Source organism: Mesorhizobium sp. NPDC059025, assembly GCF_042739655.1.
In the GTDB taxonomy this organism is placed as follows: Bacteria; Pseudomonadota; Alphaproteobacteria; order Rhizobiales; family Rhizobiaceae; genus Mesorhizobium.
Genome location: NZ_JBHYIM010000002.1, coordinates 370,655 through 387,375 on the forward strand (window position 1 = coordinate 370,655; position 16,721 = coordinate 387,375).

The 16,721-nt window shown below is 61.6% G+C and carries 18 protein-coding genes and 1 tRNA gene; 17 read left to right on the top strand and 2 right to left on the bottom strand.

Annotated features, from left to right (window positions below; all coding sequences use genetic code 11):
* Positions 1-20: 20 nt before the first annotated feature.
* The 10 genes from ACFWYE_RS06025 to ACFWYE_RS06070 all read left to right on the top strand — a co-directional run bounded on the left by ACFWYE_RS06025 (position 21) and on the right by ACFWYE_RS06070 (position 11,125).
* The gene (locus ACFWYE_RS06025; RefSeq protein ID WP_379110622.1) at positions 21-998 is read left to right on the top strand and encodes a tripartite tricarboxylate transporter substrate-binding protein; all 978 of its coding nucleotides are present in this window, start codon (positions 21-23) and stop codon (positions 996-998) included.
* Between the two features lie 123 nt (positions 999-1,121).
* Positions 1,122-1,592 carry a tripartite tricarboxylate transporter TctB family protein gene (locus ACFWYE_RS06030; RefSeq protein WP_379110183.1) on the top strand — a complete coding sequence of 157 codons (471 nt, stop codon included), beginning with the start codon at positions 1,122-1,124 and terminating at the stop codon, positions 1,590-1,592.
* Positions 1,593-1,595: 3 nt separating this feature from the next.
* Positions 1,596-3,107, top strand: a complete 1,512-nt coding sequence (locus tag ACFWYE_RS06035) for a tripartite tricarboxylate transporter permease (RefSeq protein WP_379072432.1) — start codon at positions 1,596-1,598, stop codon at positions 3,105-3,107.
* Between the two features lie 110 nt (positions 3,108-3,217).
* Entirely contained in the window at positions 3,218-4,066 is an 849-nt protein-coding gene (locus tag ACFWYE_RS06040) for an alpha/beta fold hydrolase (protein ID WP_379072435.1), read from the top strand.
* Between the two features lie 162 nt (positions 4,067-4,228).
* Positions 4,229-5,254, top strand: coding sequence for an ABC transporter substrate-binding protein (locus ACFWYE_RS06045; RefSeq protein ID WP_379072437.1), 1,026 nt, complete (start codon positions 4,229-4,231; stop codon positions 5,252-5,254).
* A gap of 113 nt (positions 5,255-5,367) precedes the next feature.
* The gene (locus tag ACFWYE_RS06050; protein ID WP_379110185.1) at positions 5,368-6,867 is read left to right on the top strand and encodes a sugar ABC transporter ATP-binding protein; all 1,500 of its coding nucleotides are present in this window, start codon (positions 5,368-5,370) and stop codon (positions 6,865-6,867) included.
* On the top strand, positions 6,867-7,850 hold the full coding sequence (locus ACFWYE_RS06055; protein ID WP_379072440.1) for an ABC transporter permease: 984 nt from the start codon (positions 6,867-6,869) through the stop codon (positions 7,848-7,850). Before ACFWYE_RS06050 ends, ACFWYE_RS06055 begins: the two co-directional genes overlap by 1 nt.
* Complete coding sequence (locus ACFWYE_RS06060; protein ID WP_379110186.1) at positions 7,847-8,836, top strand: ABC transporter permease; 990 nt, start codon at positions 7,847-7,849, stop codon at positions 8,834-8,836. The genes ACFWYE_RS06055 and ACFWYE_RS06060 overlap by 4 nt, the downstream gene beginning before the upstream one ends.
* 5 nt (positions 8,837-8,841) lie before the next feature.
* The gene (locus ACFWYE_RS06065) at positions 8,842-9,861 is read left to right on the top strand and encodes a LacI family DNA-binding transcriptional regulator (protein ID WP_379110188.1); all 1,020 of its coding nucleotides are present in this window, start codon (positions 8,842-8,844) and stop codon (positions 9,859-9,861) included.
* Positions 9,862-9,886: 25 nt separating this feature from the next.
* Positions 9,887-11,125 carry a Gfo/Idh/MocA family protein gene (locus tag ACFWYE_RS06070; RefSeq protein ID WP_379110190.1) on the top strand — a complete coding sequence of 413 codons (1,239 nt, stop codon included), beginning with the start codon at positions 9,887-9,889 and terminating at the stop codon, positions 11,123-11,125.
* Here ACFWYE_RS06070 and ACFWYE_RS06075 read toward each other — a convergent pair.
* Positions 11,122-11,568, bottom strand: coding sequence for a hypothetical protein (locus ACFWYE_RS06075; protein ID WP_379072448.1), 447 nt, complete (start codon positions 11,566-11,568; stop codon positions 11,122-11,124). The two genes, ACFWYE_RS06070 and ACFWYE_RS06075, sit on opposite strands and share 4 nt — an antisense overlap.
* A 109-nt stretch (positions 11,569-11,677) precedes the next feature.
* Between ACFWYE_RS06075 and ACFWYE_RS06080 the strand changes: the two genes are divergently transcribed.
* The 6 genes from ACFWYE_RS06080 to ACFWYE_RS06105 all read left to right on the top strand — a co-directional run bounded on the left by ACFWYE_RS06080 (position 11,678) and on the right by ACFWYE_RS06105 (position 15,613).
* On the top strand, positions 11,678-12,346 hold the full coding sequence (locus ACFWYE_RS06080) for a GntR family transcriptional regulator (RefSeq protein WP_379110191.1): 669 nt from the start codon (positions 11,678-11,680) through the stop codon (positions 12,344-12,346).
* Positions 12,347-12,438: 92 nt separating this feature from the next.
* A complete protein-coding gene (locus ACFWYE_RS06085; protein WP_379110193.1) occupies positions 12,439-13,005 on the top strand; it encodes a biotin transporter BioY in 567 nt (188 codons plus the stop codon).
* Entirely contained in the window at positions 13,002-14,066 is a 1,065-nt protein-coding gene (gene bioB / locus ACFWYE_RS06090) for a biotin synthase BioB (protein WP_379110195.1), read from the top strand. Before ACFWYE_RS06085 ends, bioB begins: the two co-directional genes overlap by 4 nt.
* Positions 14,063-14,689: a dethiobiotin synthase gene (gene bioD, locus ACFWYE_RS06095; protein WP_379110197.1), complete on the top strand. Its 627-nt coding sequence runs from the start codon at positions 14,063-14,065 to the stop codon at positions 14,687-14,689. Before bioB ends, bioD begins: the two co-directional genes overlap by 4 nt.
* Positions 14,690-14,817: 128 nt before the next feature.
* Complete coding sequence (locus ACFWYE_RS06100; protein WP_379110199.1) at positions 14,818-15,120, top strand: DUF982 domain-containing protein; 303 nt, start codon at positions 14,818-14,820, stop codon at positions 15,118-15,120.
* 407 nt (positions 15,121-15,527) lie between these two features.
* Positions 15,528-15,613: transfer RNA gene (locus ACFWYE_RS06105), tRNA-Leu, on the top strand.
* A 310-nt stretch (positions 15,614-15,923) separates the two neighbouring features.
* Here the strand turns inward: ACFWYE_RS06105 and ACFWYE_RS06110 are convergent.
* The gene (locus ACFWYE_RS06110; protein WP_379110200.1) at positions 15,924-16,139 is read right to left on the bottom strand and encodes a hypothetical protein; all 216 of its coding nucleotides are present in this window, start codon (positions 16,137-16,139) and stop codon (positions 15,924-15,926) included.
* Between the two features lie 113 nt (positions 16,140-16,252).
* Between ACFWYE_RS06110 and ACFWYE_RS06115 the strand changes: the two genes are divergently transcribed.
* Positions 16,253-16,387 (top strand): hypothetical protein, encoded by a 135-nt coding sequence (locus tag ACFWYE_RS06115; protein ID WP_379110202.1) that lies wholly within the window; start codon positions 16,253-16,255, stop codon positions 16,385-16,387.
* Positions 16,388-16,721 lie beyond the last annotated feature (334 nt).

Genomic DNA, 16,721 nt, shown 5'->3' on the forward strand with positions numbered 1-16,721 from the left:
CGATGATCTGGGAGGATTTCATGAAGAAGCTTATCGCCTCGCTGGCGACGGCTGCGACCTTTGCCATTCTGGCGAGCTCTGCCGTGGCGCAGACCTATCCCGACAAGACGATCACCGTCATCGTGCCATTTGCGGCAGGCGGACCAACCGACACGGTCACCCGTCTGGTCGCCGAGTCGATGTCCAAGGACCTCGGCCAGCAGTTGATCGTGGAAAATGTCGGCGGTGCCGGCGGCACGCTGGGCGCAGCCCGCGTCGCCGAAGCCGATCCGGATGGCTACACACTGCTGCTGCACCATATCGGCATGGCCACCAGCGCCACACTCTACCGCAAGCTCGCCTACGATACGCTGAATGCCTTCGACTATGTAGGCCTCGTCACCGAAGTGCCGATGACGATCGTCACGCGCAAGGATTTCGAGCCCGCCGACCTCAAGGGCCTGATCGATTACGTCAAGGCGAACAAGGACAAGGTGACGCTTGCCAATGCCGGCATCGGCGCCGCCTCGCATCTTTGCGGCATGATGTTCATGAACGCCATCCAGACGCAGTTCGTGACCGTGCCCTACAAGGGCACCGGTCCGGCAATGACCGACCTGCTCGGCGGCCAGGTCGACATTATGTGCGACCAGACCACCAACACGACCAAGCAGATCCAGGGTGGCACGATCAAGGCCTACGCCGTCACCTCGCCGGCCCGTCTCGATGTGCTGCCCAACATCCCGACCACCGAAGAAGCTGGCCTGCCAGGTTTCCAGGTCGGCATCTGGCACGGCCTCTACGCCCCGAAGGGCACGCCGCCAGAGGTGCTCGAAAAGCTCAGCAAATCGCTGCAGAAGGCGCTGAAGGATGAGAACGTCATCGCCCGCTTCGCAGAACTCGGCACCAAGCCTTCGCCCGAGGCTGACGCGACGCCGGCAGCGCTCAAGGCCAAGCTCGAGAGCGAAGTCGCCCGCTGGAAGCCGGTGATCGAGGCTGCCGGCCAATACGCAGACTGAACCTTCGGAAGGCCGGACGAGCGTCCCTCGTCCGGCCTTCACCTTGTCGCCGGCCTGGTCCTGATCGAGGATGCCCGGCGGCCGCATCTAGCGAAGTCTAGCGTCAGGCCTTTGGAGGGAACCGTGAACAAGCTTTCCATCGATCCGGCGAACGGCGCGTGCGGGGCGATCTTCGTCGCCGCCGGCCTGTTCTTCGGCTACCAGTCACTCGGCCAGGAGATCGGCACCGCCTTTCGCATGGGACCGGGTTACTTCCCGCTCGTCCTGTCAGGCATCCTGATCGTGCTCGGCGCCATCATCGCCGTCCAGGCAACCCGCGTCGCCGGCGAACCGATCGGCGCGATCGCATGGCGCGGCATGTTCTTCATCCTGCCCGCACCGATCTTCTTCGGGCTTACCGTACGCGGCCTGGGCTTCGTGCCCTCCCTGTTCATCACGGCACTGATCGCGGCCTTCGCCTCGCAACGCATGCGGCCCGGCACCGCGATCATCGTCGCGCTGGCGCTCACCATCTTCTCCACGATCGTGTTCAGCTATGCGCTCGGCCTGCCGTTCCAGCGGTTCGGCCCGTGGATACCCTGGGTAGGAGCCTGAGCCATGGAGCTTTTCGACAATCTCGCGCTCGGTTTCGTCACCGCCTCCACGCTGTGGAACCTGATCTTCTGCCTCATCGGCGTCCTGCTCGGTACATTGATCGGCGTGTTGCCCGGCATTGGCGCGACCGCCACCATTGCCATGCTTTTGCCGGTGACCTTCCAGATCGGCGATCCGGTTTCATCGCTGATCATGCTGGCGGGCATCTACTACGGCGCCCAGTATGGCGGCTCCACCACGGCCATCCTGATCAACATGCCGGGTGAATCCTCCTCGGCCGTCACGGCCATCGATGGCTACCAGATGGCGCGAAACGGCCGCGCGGGGGCAGCACTTGCCACTGCCGCTCTCGGCTCTTTCTTCGCCGGCACGGTGGCCACCTTCCTTGTGGCGCTGTTTGCACCGCCGCTGACAAAAATCGCACTGCAGTTCGGTTCAGCCGAATATTTCTCGCTGATGGTCGTCGGACTGGTGTCTTCGATCGCGCTCGCCCATGGTTCGGTGATCAAGGCGCTGGCCATGGTGGTGCTTGGCCTGCTGCTCGGCCTGGTTGGTTCCGACATTTTCGAGGGCACGCCCCGCTTCACGCTTGGCATCCGCGAATTCGCCGATGGCCTGAACTTTGTCGCGGTTGCGGTCGGCGTGTTCGGCGTCGCCGAAATCCTGCGCAACCTGGAAAACGAACATGACCGCTCGGTGATGATCCGCAAGGTGACCGGATTGATGCCGACACGCGAGGATTTCCGGCGCATGACCGCTCCCGTGCTGCGCGGCACCGGTCTCGGTTCGGTGCTGGGCATCTTGCCCGGCGGCGGCGCCATCCTCGCCTCCTTCGCCTCCTACACGCTGGAAAAGCGTGTCGCCAAGAACCCCGAGGAATTCGGCAAGGGCGCGATCGAAGGCGTGGCAGGCCCTGAATCGGCCAACAACGCCGCGGCCCAGACCTCGTTCATCCCGATGCTGACGCTGGGCATCCCCGCCAACCCTGTGATGGCGCTGATGATCGGCGCAATGATCATCCAGGGCATCGTGCCCGGACCCGACGTCGCCGCCGAACGGCCGGCGCTGTTCTGGGGGCTGATCGCCTCGATGTGGATCGGCAATCTGATGCTGATCGTGCTCAACCTGCCACTGATTGGGCTGTGGGTGAGACTGCTCACCGTACCCTACCAGGTGCTGTTCCCGGCGATCATGGCGTTCTCGGCGATCGGTGTCTATTCGGTGAAGTCGAGCGCCTGGGATCTCTACTCGGTCGCCTTCTTCGGCTTCCTCGGCTATGTGCTGGCCAAGCTGCGCTGCGAGCCGGCTCCCTTGCTGCTCGGTTTCGTGCTTGGGCCAATGCTTGAGGAAAACCTGCGCCGGGCCATGATCCTGTCGAGGGGCGATCCGTCGACCTTCGTCACCAGGCCGATCAGCGCCATGCTGCTTCTGGCCGCCGCCCTGGTCCTGGTGGTCGTCCTGCTGCCTTCGGTGCGCAAGAAGCGCGAGGAAGTCTTCGTCGAAGAAGACGCCTGAACCCAACGGCTCCAGGAAGGCATTCATCAACAGCGACGGCGATGCCGTCGCTGTTGACTTTTCTGGAGGTAAGGCAGTTGATCTCGCCTTCCCTTCCGGAGGATCGCCCGATGCCGCGTTTGTGGACTGCCCTGAGCGTTGTTGCCTTCCTGCTCCTTGCCGGCGTCGCCTCTGCAGAGGAGCGGTGGCAGACCCTGCCAGAGCCGGCGCCGATGCCCAAGGCCGATGAAAGCGGCTATGCGCCCGTCAACGGCATCCAGATGTACTATGCCGTCTATGGCAAAGGTGATCCGGTGCTGCTGATCCACGGCGGACTCGGCCACGCCGACATCTGGTCAAGCCAGGTGGCGGAACTGGCCAGGACGCACAAGGTGATCGTTGCCGACAGCCGCGGCCACGGCCGCTCGACCCGCACGGAGGAGCCGTTCGGCTACGATCTCATGGCATCGGACTACGTTGCCCTGCTCGACCATCTCAAGATTGGCAAGACCGCGTTGGTCGGCTGGAGCGACGGCGGCATCATCGGAATAGACCTCGCCATGAACCACCCCGACCGGCTGACGCGCGTGTTCGCGCAGGCTGCCAACGTCACCACGGATGGTGTCGACCCGGGTGTCCTGACCAACAAGACCTTCGCGGCCTATATCGAGCGCTCCGGCCGCGACTATAAGAAACTCTCCAAGACACCCGATCAGTACGACGCCTTCGTCGGCCAGATCAGCAAGATGTGGGAAACGCAGCCGAACTGGAACAAGGAACAGCTCGCCAGGATCACCACGCCGATCGCCATCGTTGCCGGCGACCACGACGAGGCGATCAAGCGCGAGCACACCGACGCCATGGCCAGGATGATCCCCGGCGCGACCGAAATAATCCTGCCCAATGCCAGCCACTTCGCGATGCTGCAGGCGCCGGACGAATACAACAAGGCTGTGCTCGACTTCATCGACGTCAAATAAGGCACAGCGCGGTCCCGTCTGGCACGGGACAGCGTCCCTCATCCGCTTCTCCAAATTTTGGCACCAGACGACAAAAATCGCGCTGAAAAGCCGTGAAACCGCTATTGAAATCGATTTCATTCCTGATACTGTCGCCGCTGTCGCACTCAGGGAGGATCAATAATGAAAAAAGCGATCGTATTGGCTTTGACGGCCACCACCGCGCTGGCCGTATCGGCGTTTTCCACCTACGCAGCGGATTTCAAGATCGGCCTTTCCAACGGCTGGGTCGGTTCCGAATGGCGCACCCAGATGATCGAGGAGGCACAGGCTGCCGCTGCCGCCTGGAAGGAAAAGGGCGTCAATGTCGAAGTCGTAGTGCAGAGCGCCAATGTCGACGTGCCCGGCCAGATCGCGCAGGTGCGCAATTTCATGAGCCAGGGCGTCAACGCCATCATCATCAACCCGAACAGCCCGACCGCGTTCGACCCGATCTTCAAGCAGGCCAAGGACGCCGGCATCATGGTGATCGCCACCGACGCGGAAGTGTCGTCCAAGGACGCCACCTATGTCGGCATCGACCAGAAGGCCTGGGGCGCTGCCGGCGCCAAATGGCTGGCCGAGACGCTGGGCGGCAAGGGTAATGTCGTCGCCATCAATGGCGTGGCCGGTCACCCGGCCAATGAGATGCGCGTTGCCGGCTACAAGGAAGTGTTCGGCCAGTATCCCGACATCAAGATCGTCAACGAAGTGAATGCCAACTGGGATCAGGCGCAGGGCCAGCAGGCCATGCAGAACCTGCTCGCCACCTATCCCGACATCACCGGCGTCTGGGTGCAGGATGGCATGGCCGCCGGCGCGTGGAAGTCGATCATCGACGCCAACAAGCAGTCTTCGATCGCCGCGACCGGCGAAATCCGCAAGGATTTCATCGACCTGTGGAAGAAGGACAAGCTGAATTCCGGTGCCTCGGTGAACCCGCCCGGCGTCATGGCCAGCGCCCTCAACGTCGCTGTTCTGATGCTGCAGGGCAAGGAACTGAAGGAGCCGGCAACGGCTGGCCAATACGGCAACGCCATGTACCTGCCGATTCCCTTCATCGACAACAAGAACCTCGACGACGCGGCGAAGGCGGTGGATGGCAAGCCCGGCTACTATTCCTTCACCAGCCAGCTTTCGGTCGAAGACGCTGAAAAGCTCTTCAAGTAACCGGCCTCGGACCTCCGCCCGGCAGCTTCTGCTCCGGGCGGACCCGGGACGATTTTTCAAGTAAGCTGATTATCCGGGGGCTACCAGGCCCAGCAGCCGAAGGAACGGCTTCGATGTCCGAACTCATCGTTCGCGGCGCGCGTAAGGCCTATGGCGCAACGGTTGCGCTGAGCCGAGGCGACCTGCATCTCAGACCTGGCGAAGTGCATGTGCTTATCGGCTCGAACGGGTCGGGCAAAAGCACGCTGTGCAAGATCGTCGCCGGCAGCGTGAAGCCGGATGCCGGCGACGTGTTGCTGGACGGCAAGCCCGTCACCATCGACGGCCCTCGTGCGGCGCGGGCACTCGGCATCGGCATCTTCTACCAGGAACTCAGCCTGGCTGCCCGCCGCACTGTGGCCGAGAACATCCTGCTGCCGGCAATGCCGGTAAAGGGCGGTATTTTCGTCGATCGCACTGAACTGGAAGAACGAACCGCCCGGATCATCGCCGAATTCCAGGACGTCGCCGGCGAAGGCTTTGCCGCCGACGTGACCGTGGACAGGCTGCGCGCCGACCAGCGCCAGCTGGTCGAGATCATGAAGGCCCTCGCCAGCGAGGCGCCCATTCTCATTTTCGACGAGCCGACATCCGCACTCGATCGTGCCCAGGTCGATCGTTTCTTCGAAATCCTGCGTCGCCTGAAGCAGGAAGGCCGCGCCATGGTGTTCATCTCCCACCGCATGGATGAGATCTTCTCGATCGGCGATCGCGTCACCGTCATTCGCGACGGCGCCACCGTTGCTACCTCCGCGATTGCCGAAACGAACGCCGATCAAGTGATCCGCCAGATGGTGGGCGAACGCGAGGCACTATCGGCTGAAAGCAAGCCGCCAGTCCCGGTGGCCGCCGGCGAACCGATGCTGTCCGTTGCCAAGCTCAGCGGTACCGGCTTCCACGACATTTCCTTCACTGTCGGCAAGGGTGAAATTCTCGGTTTCGGCGGACTGCACGGCCAGGGCCAGTCTTCGGTTTTGCGCGCCATTTTCGGCGCCCTGGTCCACAATGCCGGAACGATCGAAGTCGGCGGCAGGGCTTGCGCCGCACGCACGCCGGCCGAAGCGATCCGCAATGGCATCGCTTATGTTTCCGGCGATCGCGGTCGCGACGGAATCCTGACCGACCGGCCGATCCTGGAAAATGTCACCCCGATTCATTTCCTGCGCAACAGGCTGCATTTTGCCCGCCCCGGCGCGCTCACCGCACTGGCCGACGGACCGCTGAAGGCCCTGAAGACCAAATACCAGGATATCGGCCAGCCGGTGAACGCGCTGTCCGGCGGCAACCAGCAGAAGGTGGTGATCGCGCGCTGGCTGATCGATCGTCCTGCCATCCTGCTGCTGGACGACCCGACCAAGGGCATCGACCTGGCCGCGAAGTCGGATCTTTTCCAGCTCATCCGTTCGCTGGCGGCGGAAGGCATGGGTATCGTGCTGTATTCGTCGGAGGACGCTGAACTGCTTGCCAACGCCGATCGTATCCTGGTCTTCAATTCGGGCGTGGTGACGCGCGAACTGCAGGGAGAAGACCGAACCCGCTACAACCTCTATCACGCCGCATATGAGGCTGCCTGATGAGCAACGCAGCCACCCAGACCAGTACCAGCGGCCTTGGTCGCCTGATCCGTCGCTATCCTTTCCTGCCTGCGCTGATCATCCTCATCCTGCTTCTGGCGCTCAACGGCATCTTCGAGCCGCGCAGCCTGAGCTTCCGCTCGATGACGGGGCTCATCTCGACCTACCTGGCGCTGATGATGCTGGCGGTGGCGCAGACTTATGTGGTCTTTTCCGGTGACATCGACCTGTCCGCCGGCAGCATAGTGTCACTGGTGAATGTCTCGGTGATCGTGCTGATGCAGAAATGGGGCGGCGACGGTTTCGCCGTCATCGCTGCCTGCCTGGCCGGCGCGCTGATCGGGCTGGCCTGCGGGCTGATCAACGGCATCGTCGTGGCCGGCTTGCGTCTACAGGCGATCGTTGCCACTTTCGCGACCTCCATCTTCTTCACCGGTCTTGCTCTCACCGTATTGCCGGTGGCCGGGACACCGGCGCCCGAAGCCTACTGGACCACCTATGGCGGCCGCTTCCTGGGTATCCCTTTCGTGTTTTATGCTGTCGCCGCAGTGGCGATCCTGCTCGCCGTCCTGATGCGCATGCGTTTGACCACGCAGATGCTGGCGGTCGGCGACGACCAGCAGGCGGCTTTCCAGAGCGGACTGCCGGTAACCGCTATCCGCATCAAGGGTTACGTTTTCTGCGGTCTGTTCGCGGCACTCGCCGCGCTCTGCATCACCGGCGACACGGCGAGCGGCGATCCGCTGGTCGGCGGCAAGATGACGCTTTATTCGGTCGCCGCCGTGGTTCTGGGCGGCTCGGCACTGGCCGGCGGGTTCGGCACGGTGACCGGGTCCTTGATCGGCGCCCTCATCATCGGCCTCATCAACGCGCTTGTCTTCTTCGTCGGCACGCCTTCGGAATGGCAGAATTTCGTGCAGGGGCTTGCCATCCTGCTAGCCCTGATGACCGGCATCCTTGTCAGCCGCGGAGCACGGGCATGAGCGCCGACGCCCTCCCCTCCAAGCCAATCGGGAACGCCGCTCTGGCCTTCCTGAAGAAACCGCTCGTGGTGGCACTGATCCTGATCGTGCTTCTGCTTGCCGTCGGCGAATGGCTGTCACCGGGCTTCGCCTCGCCGGGACAGATCCTGAGGCTGCTGATCGTTGCCGCCCTGCTAGGCATCGTCGCTGCCGGCCAGAACCTGGTCATCCTTGGTGGACGTGAAGGCATCGACCTTTCGGTCGGCGGCGTCGTCTCGCTGGCGGCGATCCTGGCCGGTAATGTCATGAACGGTGCCGATGGCGGCATCTTGCCGGCAATCCTGGTCTGCATCGTCGTCGGTGCACTGTTCGGCCTGATCAACGGTGTCGGCGTCACGCTGCTGCGCATTCCGCCGCTGGTGATGACGCTTGGAATGCTTGGTGTGCTGCAGGGCCTTCTGGTAGTGATCCGCAACGGCATTCCATCCGGCCGCGCAGCCCCGGGTCTCTCCGATTTCGTCGTCAAACCGTTCCTGCTCGGCCTGCCCGGCATCATCTGGCTGTGGCTGCTGATCGGGCTCGCCATGGCTTTCCTGCTGCGCCGCACCGTGTTCGGCTACCGCGTCTACGCCATCGGCTCCAACGAACAGGCAGCCTTCATGGCCGGCGTGCCAGTGAAGATGATCCGCGTCGCGTTGTTCATGCTCTCCGGAGTTTTCGCGGCCATCGCCGGCATGTGTCTGCTCGGCTATTCCGGCTCCTCCTTCGCCAATGTCGGCGAACAGTACATGCTGCCGTCGATCATCGCCGTGGTGTTGGGCGGCACACCGCTTTCCGGCGGCAAGGGCGGTTACACCGGAACGATGGCTGGCGCTGTACTGCTGGTCCTGCTCCAGAGCATCCTGACCACGGTCCATATCGACGAAGCCGGACGGCAGATGGTGTTCGGCGCGACGCTGGTGGCGCTGATGCTGTTCTATGGACGCGCCAAGGCAATGCGAGGCTGACCAGGATGGCCGGGCCTGCCAAGATCAAGGACATCGCCGCACGCGCCGGCGTTTCCCCCGCCACGGTCTCGCGCGCGCTTTCCGACACAGGCCTGGTGGCGGAACCGACCCTGTCGCGCATTCGTGAAGTGGCGCAGCTGCTGAATTACCGGCCCAATGTCAGCGCCCGCAACCTGCGCACCCAGAAATCCATGGCCGTCCTGATGGTGGTGCGCGATGTCGGCAACCCCTTCTACCTGGAGATCATGAAAGGCGTCGAGGCAACGGCACGCGCCGCCGGCTATTCGGTTTTGATGGGCAACACGGAAAACAACGCCGAACGTGAGGTCGAATATTTCGACATGCTGCGCGACGGCCATGCCGATGGCATGATCCTGATCACCGGCAAATTGCCCTGGTCGCCCGAGGAAAGCCGATCTCACCTACAGGGCCTGCCGGTGGTGGTGGCGCTGGAAACGATCGAAGGCATGGGCCTGCCGCATGTGCAGATCGACAATGCCGGCGCCTCGCGCACCGCAGTCGAACACCTGATCGGGCTAGGCCATCGTGCGATCGCCCATATCTGCGGCCCCGTTCCTGAAATCATGGCGGTTCGCCGCCGCGAGGGATTTCGCCAAGCCATGCAGGCGGCCGGACTGACTATACCTGGCGGCTACGAACCCGTCGGTGACTATCTGCTGCATTCGGGCGAAACACTGTGCCGTGCGCTGTTCGAGCGGCCCGACCGGCCGACCGCGCTGTTTGTCGCCAACGACGAAATGGCCTTCGGTGCGATCAACGAGTTGCGCAGGCTGGGCCTCGACGTACCGGGCGATATTTCGGTGGTCGGTTTCGACGACCTGTTCCTCAGCCAAGCCTACTATCCACCACTGACAACCGTGCGCCAACCGCGCGCGGAGATCGGCCAGGAAGCAATGCGGCGCCTGCTGCGGGTGCTGGCCGGAGAAGAAATCGAGGCCGAGACGCTGGAGATGCCGACGACGCTGCAGATCCGCGGCTCGACCGCGCGGCCAAGATCAATCTGAAAGACAAAAAGCAGGAAGGACGACCATGGCACAGTTGCCGAAGGAGAGATTGCGCGTCGGGTTCGTGGGCACGGGCTTCATCGCCCAGTTCCATCTGAAGTCGCTGGTCGGCGTGCGCAACGTCGACGTCGTCGGCGTCTACAGCCGCAGCAATGAAAAGCGCGAACACTTCGTGAAGCTGGCTAGGGAGCTCGGTCTCGGCGTCTGCAAAAATCACGACAGCCTGGAAAGCCTGCTCGGCGATCCCACGCTCGACGCCGTATGGATCCTGTCGCCGAACTACACGCGCCTCGACGTCATGCGCACGCTGAACGCGGAGAGCAAGGCCGGCCGATCCAGGGTGTTCGCGGTTGCCTGCGAAAAGCCGCTGGCGCGTACCGTTGCCGAAGCGCGCGAAATGGTACGGCTGGCCGAAGATGCCGGGTTGAACCACGGCTATCTCGAGAACCAGGTGTTTGCGACGCCGGTCATTCGCGGCAAGGAGATCATCTGGCGCCGTGCCGCATCAACCACCGGCCGCCCCTATCTCGCCCGTGCTGCGGAGGAACATTCCGGGCCGCATGAAGCCTGGTTCTGGCAAGGCGACAAGCAGGGCGGCGGCGTGCTGTCGGACATGATGTGCCACAGCCTCGAGGTCGCGCGCCATCTGCTGACGGCACCGGGCGCGGCACGGGGTTCACTGAAGGTCAAATCGGTGAATGGCACAGTTGCCAACCTCAAATGGACCCGGCCGCAGTATGCCGACGACCTTGCCCGTCGCTTCGGCTCGGGCGTCGACTACCGTAACCATCCCTCCGAGGATTTCGCGCGCGGCGTCGTGGCGCTGGAAGACGAAGCCGGCAACGAACTGATGATCGAAGCCACTACGTCCTGGGCCTATGTCGGCGCAGGCCTGCGCATACAGCTCGAACTGCTCGGCCCTGAATACGCGATGGAATTCAATTCGCTGGGCACCGGCCTCAAGATCTTCATGTCACGTGCGGTGCAAGGCTCGGAAGGCGAGGATCTCGTCGAGAAACAGAATGCCGAGCAAGGCCTGATGCCAGTGCTGGAAGACGAAGCCGGCGTCTATGGCTACACCGACGAGAACCGCCACATGACCGAGTGTTTCCGCAAGGGTGAGACTCCACTGGAAACCTTCCACGACGGTCTAGCCGTCGTGGAAATGATGATGGGGCTCTACAAGTCAGCGGAAACAGGCGAGACGGTGCGTTTCCCGGCACCAGAACTCGAGCACTATGTGCCGCCGGTGGCGCGCCGTTAAACGGGGGAATCGTTGGCGGCGTTCGGAGTGGGAGCTATCCACCGGAGCTGTTCAAGAAACGTCAGCAGGCGTTCCACCGCCCGATTGGCGGCTTCCACGCGCTGCCATTGCCGATCGGCGATGGCAGTGTCGATGTAGCGGAACTCCACCGAACCGGATGGTAAGGGCGAGATGCGCAGGTATGGCCCGCTGTAAGGCCGCACATCGGATTGTTGAATGCACAGATCATGCATGGAGGTCCATCCAAACAACGCAACCTTCAGCGGTCCTGCCGCAATAAGGCTGGCGATTTGCGCGATGCCAGACGTGGCCACCCCGAACGCACCATTCTCCAGGCTTCCCCATTCCCGGAATTTCTCGACGATATTGGCCCAAGGCTCGCTCATCACCGGAGTGTGTAGTGATGCCCTTTGACTGTCAAACCAGGCAAACAACATTTCCATGAGTTCGGAACGCCATTCGACTGTTGCCCAAAGAATAATGCCGCTGTTCCTTTGTGACTAATCCGGTCGGCCAATCGACAAGCCCCGCGCGCCAAATTATCTATGAAACATGGGCGCTCCAAAAGAAGACACTCTCGCAGTCCGCATCTCCAGGACGCTGGCCGATCGCATCATCGCCGGCAAGATCGAGCCCGGCTCACGGTTAAGGCAGGATCATATCGCCGAGGAATTCGGTGCCAGCCACGTTCCCGTGCGCGAGGCCTTTCGCAGGCTCGAGGCACAAGGACTCGCCGTCAGCGAACCGCGTCGTGGCGTACGTGTCGCCAGCTTCGACCTCGCCGAAGTGAAGGAAGTGGCGGAAATGCGCGCAGCCCTTGAGGTGCTGGCGCTGCGCCATGCCGCGCCGCATCTGACGCCGGCCATTCTCGATGCTGCCGAAGAAGCCACCAAGGCCGGCGACAATTCGCGGGACGTGCGGTCCTGGGAGGAAGCGAACCGGCGCTTCCATCGCCTGATCCTGGAGCCTTGCGCCATGCCACGGCTGCTTTCCGCGATCGACGACCTGCACGCCGCCAGCGCCCGTTTTCTGTTCGCCGCCTGGCAGTCCGACTGGGAAGCGCGTACCGATCACGACCACCGCGCCATTCTATCGGCCCTGCGCAAGGGTCAGATCGAAGCGGCGTGCACCACGCTGGCAGGCCATGTCCAGTGGATCGGCCGCCGGCCCCAGAAGTCGGCCAGCGGTGGCATTCGCGACGCTTTCGCGATTGTCGGATAAAAATATCTATAATCCTGTTGCGACTCGTTTCCTTTTGTGGATTCTATGTAGATATAGATCATAAATTATCTATAATTTACGAAAGGAACATCATGAGCGAGACCCTAACGCTGCGCGGCGTCAAACCGCGAAAGGCGGTAAAAACTGCTGCGACCATCATCGCGGGCGTCGCCCTGATCACGCTCTGCGCCAAGCTGCGCATTCCGTTCTGGCCGGTGCCGCTGACCCTGTACACGCTGGCGGTCATGGGGATTGCGATCGCCACCGGCCCTCGCATGGCGACAGCCACCTTCCTCGCCTTCCTGGCGGTTGGCGCCGCCGGACTGCCGGTTTTCTCGGGCTCGCCGGAACGCGGTATCGGCCTTGCCTACATGATGGGACCGACGGGCGGTTATCTGCTGGGCTATCTCCTCGCCAGCTGGCTGACCGGCTGGCTGGCTGAAGGTCGACAGATGTTCGGCCGCGTCATGGCGATGCTGGCCGGCCTTGCGGTCACTTATGCAGCTGGCCTGCCATGGCTCGGTTTCTATATCCCCGGCAAGGACGTCATTGCCCTCGGCTTCACCCCGTTCATCCTCGGTGATCTCATCAACATCGCCATGGTCGCAGTCGGTTCGGCCATGATTCCGGCACGTCTGCTGGGAAAGGTCGGCCGATGAGTGCGTCCGTAACCGAGACGGGCGATGTCCGCACCAACTGGACGCAGGCCGAAGCGGAAGCGATCTACGCCTTGCCCTTGCCCGACCTGCTCCATCGGGCGCAGAACGTTCATCGAAGCCGTTTCGACCCGACCGTGGTCGAAACGGCTAGCCTGCTCAGCGTCAAGACAGGTGGCTGCCCGGAGGACTGCGGATACTGCTCGCAGAGCGCGCACAACAAAACCGGCGTCAAGGCGACCAAGTTGATGGCAGTGGAGCGCGTGATCGAGGATGCAAAGCGTGCCAAGGCCGGCGGGGCGACACGATTCTGCATGGGGGCTGCCTGGCGCAGCCCCAAGGATCGCGACATGGACCGGGTCTGCGCCATGATCGAAGGCGTCAGGGCGCTGGGCATGGAAACCTGCGTGACCCTCGGCATGCTGACGGGATCGCAGGTCGAACGGCTGCGGCAAGCAGGTCTGGACTACTACAACCACAACATCGACACCTCGCGGGAATATTATCCCGAAATCGCCACAACCCGCACCATTGACGATCGACTGGATACGCTGGCGCTGGTGCGTTCAGGTGGTATCAAGGTCTGCTCCGGCGGCATTGTCGGTATGGGCGAAACGATGACGGACCGCGTCGCCATGCTGGTCCTCCTGGCCACCCTGGAGAGGCACCCTGAAAGCGTTCCCATCAACATGTGGAACGAGATCAAGGGCACGCCGGTGATGGAAAAGGGCCAGCCGGTCGAGCCGATCGCCTTCGTGCGGCTGATCGCGCTCGCGCGCATTCTCATGCCTCAGAGCGTGGTCCGGCTTTCGGCCGGTCGCCATGCCATGAGCGACGAGTTGCAGGCGCTATGCTTCCTGGCCGGCGCCAACTCGATCTTCACCGGCGACGTGCTTCTGACCACCGGCAATCCGGAACGCAACAAGGATTTCGCGCTCCTGAAAAAGCTCGGCATGCGCGCTGCCGAAGCGCCTGTCCATGCAAGCGCCGGAGATCATCCGGGACAAAGCAGCAGATCCCATCCTCTGCCATCCCTGCCCTCGCTCGCGATTGGTGCGCCTTGAGCGCACGCATCGTCGTCACCGGCACCGATACCGATATCGGCAAGACGGTTTTCGCCGCAGCGCTGACCAGGCTGCTCGGCGCATCCTACTGGAAGCCGGTGCAGGCAGGGCTTCACGGCGAGACAGACAGCGAAATCGTAAAAAGGCTCGGCGACATCCCGCCGGGCCGCATATTGCCCGAGAGATGGCGGTTGAACACGCCGGCCTCTCCACATCACGCAGCGGCGGTCGACGGCGTCACCATCGCCCCCGAAGACCTGACCGTGCCGGCAATCCATGGACCACTGGTCATCGAAGGTGCCGGCGGCATACTGGTACCCTTGACGCAGACCACGACCTTCGCCGATGTCTTCGCGCGCTGGAAGTTGCCGGTGGTGCTGTGCGCCCGCACCCGGCTCGGCACCATCAACCATACACTTCTGTCGCTGGAAGCGCTGCGCGCTCGCAGTGTGCCCGTGCTGGGCGTCGCCTTTATCGGCGAAACAGAGCCCGAGACCGAAAGCATCATCGGCAGGCTCGGCGGAGTCAGGATTCTCGGCCGCCTGCCTGTGCTCGCCTCACTGACCCCGGCGACATTGCAGCACGCTTTCATCAATGCCTTTCGGCCCGATGACTTTTTTTGACCGTTCGACATTACGAGGTCGGATGAAGATGGGTACGGAACCACAGCCGTACTGGAACGTTTCTGTGCGTTCCCTGCCGAGGCCAGCGTTCGTATTTGGCCTCTTTCCATTTTCAGAAAGGCCTTCCGATGCACAATTTGCTGGCGTTCAAGCATGTCGTCGTCACTGCCGAAGTTGGCGACAAGCGCGAAATCTCCTCGCTTTGCGACATGATCGAATTCCTGACCGAGTGGGCCAAGACAGGCGAGAGCAAGACCTGGGAAATCGCGATGAAAGCCTGCAATGCAGCGCAATCGGGTGAGCTCGATCCACAGATCGCGCGCGACGCGTTCATTGCCTTTGCCCGCCGCTCCAAGATCCTTGTCCCCGAGGACACCAAATACATCACCGTGAAGCCAAGCGTCGCCGGGTTCGGCGGCTTTGCGATGTAGCAATGCAAGCGACGACCTCGCTTGCTGCATTCCCGACATCGACGTAAGAACAGAGGCAAGTGATTTGCCCACGTTCGACGGAAATGCTGGCCAGCAATGCTCGTTAAATTCGCCTTCGACCTTATTTGTCAGGGATGTGTAAGCGTCTCTCACTCAGGCATCTGGCTGCTGGCGGGGATAGCCGCCGCGCTGCTCTTGCAGTGGTTTTGCATCAGCCTCGTATTGAGCTTGTTTCGCTCTTTCCCAACGCGCGTTCGCAGGTTCCTGGCGAGACGTTGATCTTGCCGGCGCGGCTGGCTGCAGAGGCCAACGCGGCTGAGCTTGCCCAATCGCAAGGTCGAACAAGTTTACCCATGCGGCAAAACACAGGTTGACTACTCACTCTAAGTCATTGAAGTGACAGCCGCGCGGACGTGGCGGAACTGGTAGACGCAAGGGACTTAAAATCCCTCGATCCTCGATCGTACGGGTTCGATTCCCGTCGTCCGCACCAGTTTTCATATTTTATCTTGTTAAAACAAGCATTTACGAGAAACTTAGGTTTCCCATCCCCTTCCCGATCCATTTTTTGCGTTTTTCGCTTACTGTGGCGATATGTAGCTGTATACATGGTGTTTTTAGATATTCGTAGTGAAACCGCGAGCCTCCGGTAGAGAATGCGGGGGAATTTCATGAAAGGCTACCGCCTCGATCGTCGCCCCTTCCGCTACCAGCAATGGCTTACGCGATCATCGTAGGCGTGTTTGTTGTGTATTGGTCGGCTATGGCCTGTGGCGGGCCGGTGAATGGGTGTGGAGCTTGTTTTAGCCGCCCTTGGCTTTCGCATAGGCGTTTGACTTCGGAGCGGGTGGTTCTGCCGGCAGATTGGAATAGACCACGCCACACTTGTCGTAGGCCGGGATCGTTTCCTTCAGCGTGCAGCCTTTCCGCCTGACAATCTCGGTAAGCAGGTGCGTCAACGGTCGGTCGCCGCCGGCCTCCAACATCTCGAGCTTGAACGCACCGTGGTCGGAAGCCAAGGGTATACAAAAGCCGGCGCCAGACGACGCTCTGATCATCGTCGACAAGCCAGCGACGCAAATCAAATACCCACAGGCAGCGGCACAAGGTTCGCTGTTCTAGGAGGTTCGCCATGGACCGGGTCGTTCGCCTCGATGCTAGGCAGGAATCCGAATTGCAGCGCGTGGCTGACAAGTTTGTGGCCCTGCACGGCGGCGACGCTATGAAGGGGATGATCGTGCTCAATGGCAGTTGCGCGAGCGGCTAGAGAATATCCTATTGCAAATTTTCCGAACGCCGCCTCAACAAGTCATCAACCAACGAAACGAGTTCACGTAAAATCTCTTCTGTAGATCTTTCCTCCCATTTATCCTGACATAAATGCTGAAAATGCATCCCATCGACATATTGTATTGTCAATTTTCGAAATAATTTTACGTCATCGATGCCGATGTCATCCAAAAATATTGCGTTATATCCATGGTCGAAACTATCTCTAAAATCTAGAAGAAATTTAACATCACCTACAATTTCTATACAATAATTTATCAAATCATAGATGAGACGCCTGGATCCTCCCCAAACCCTAGTATCATCGATAG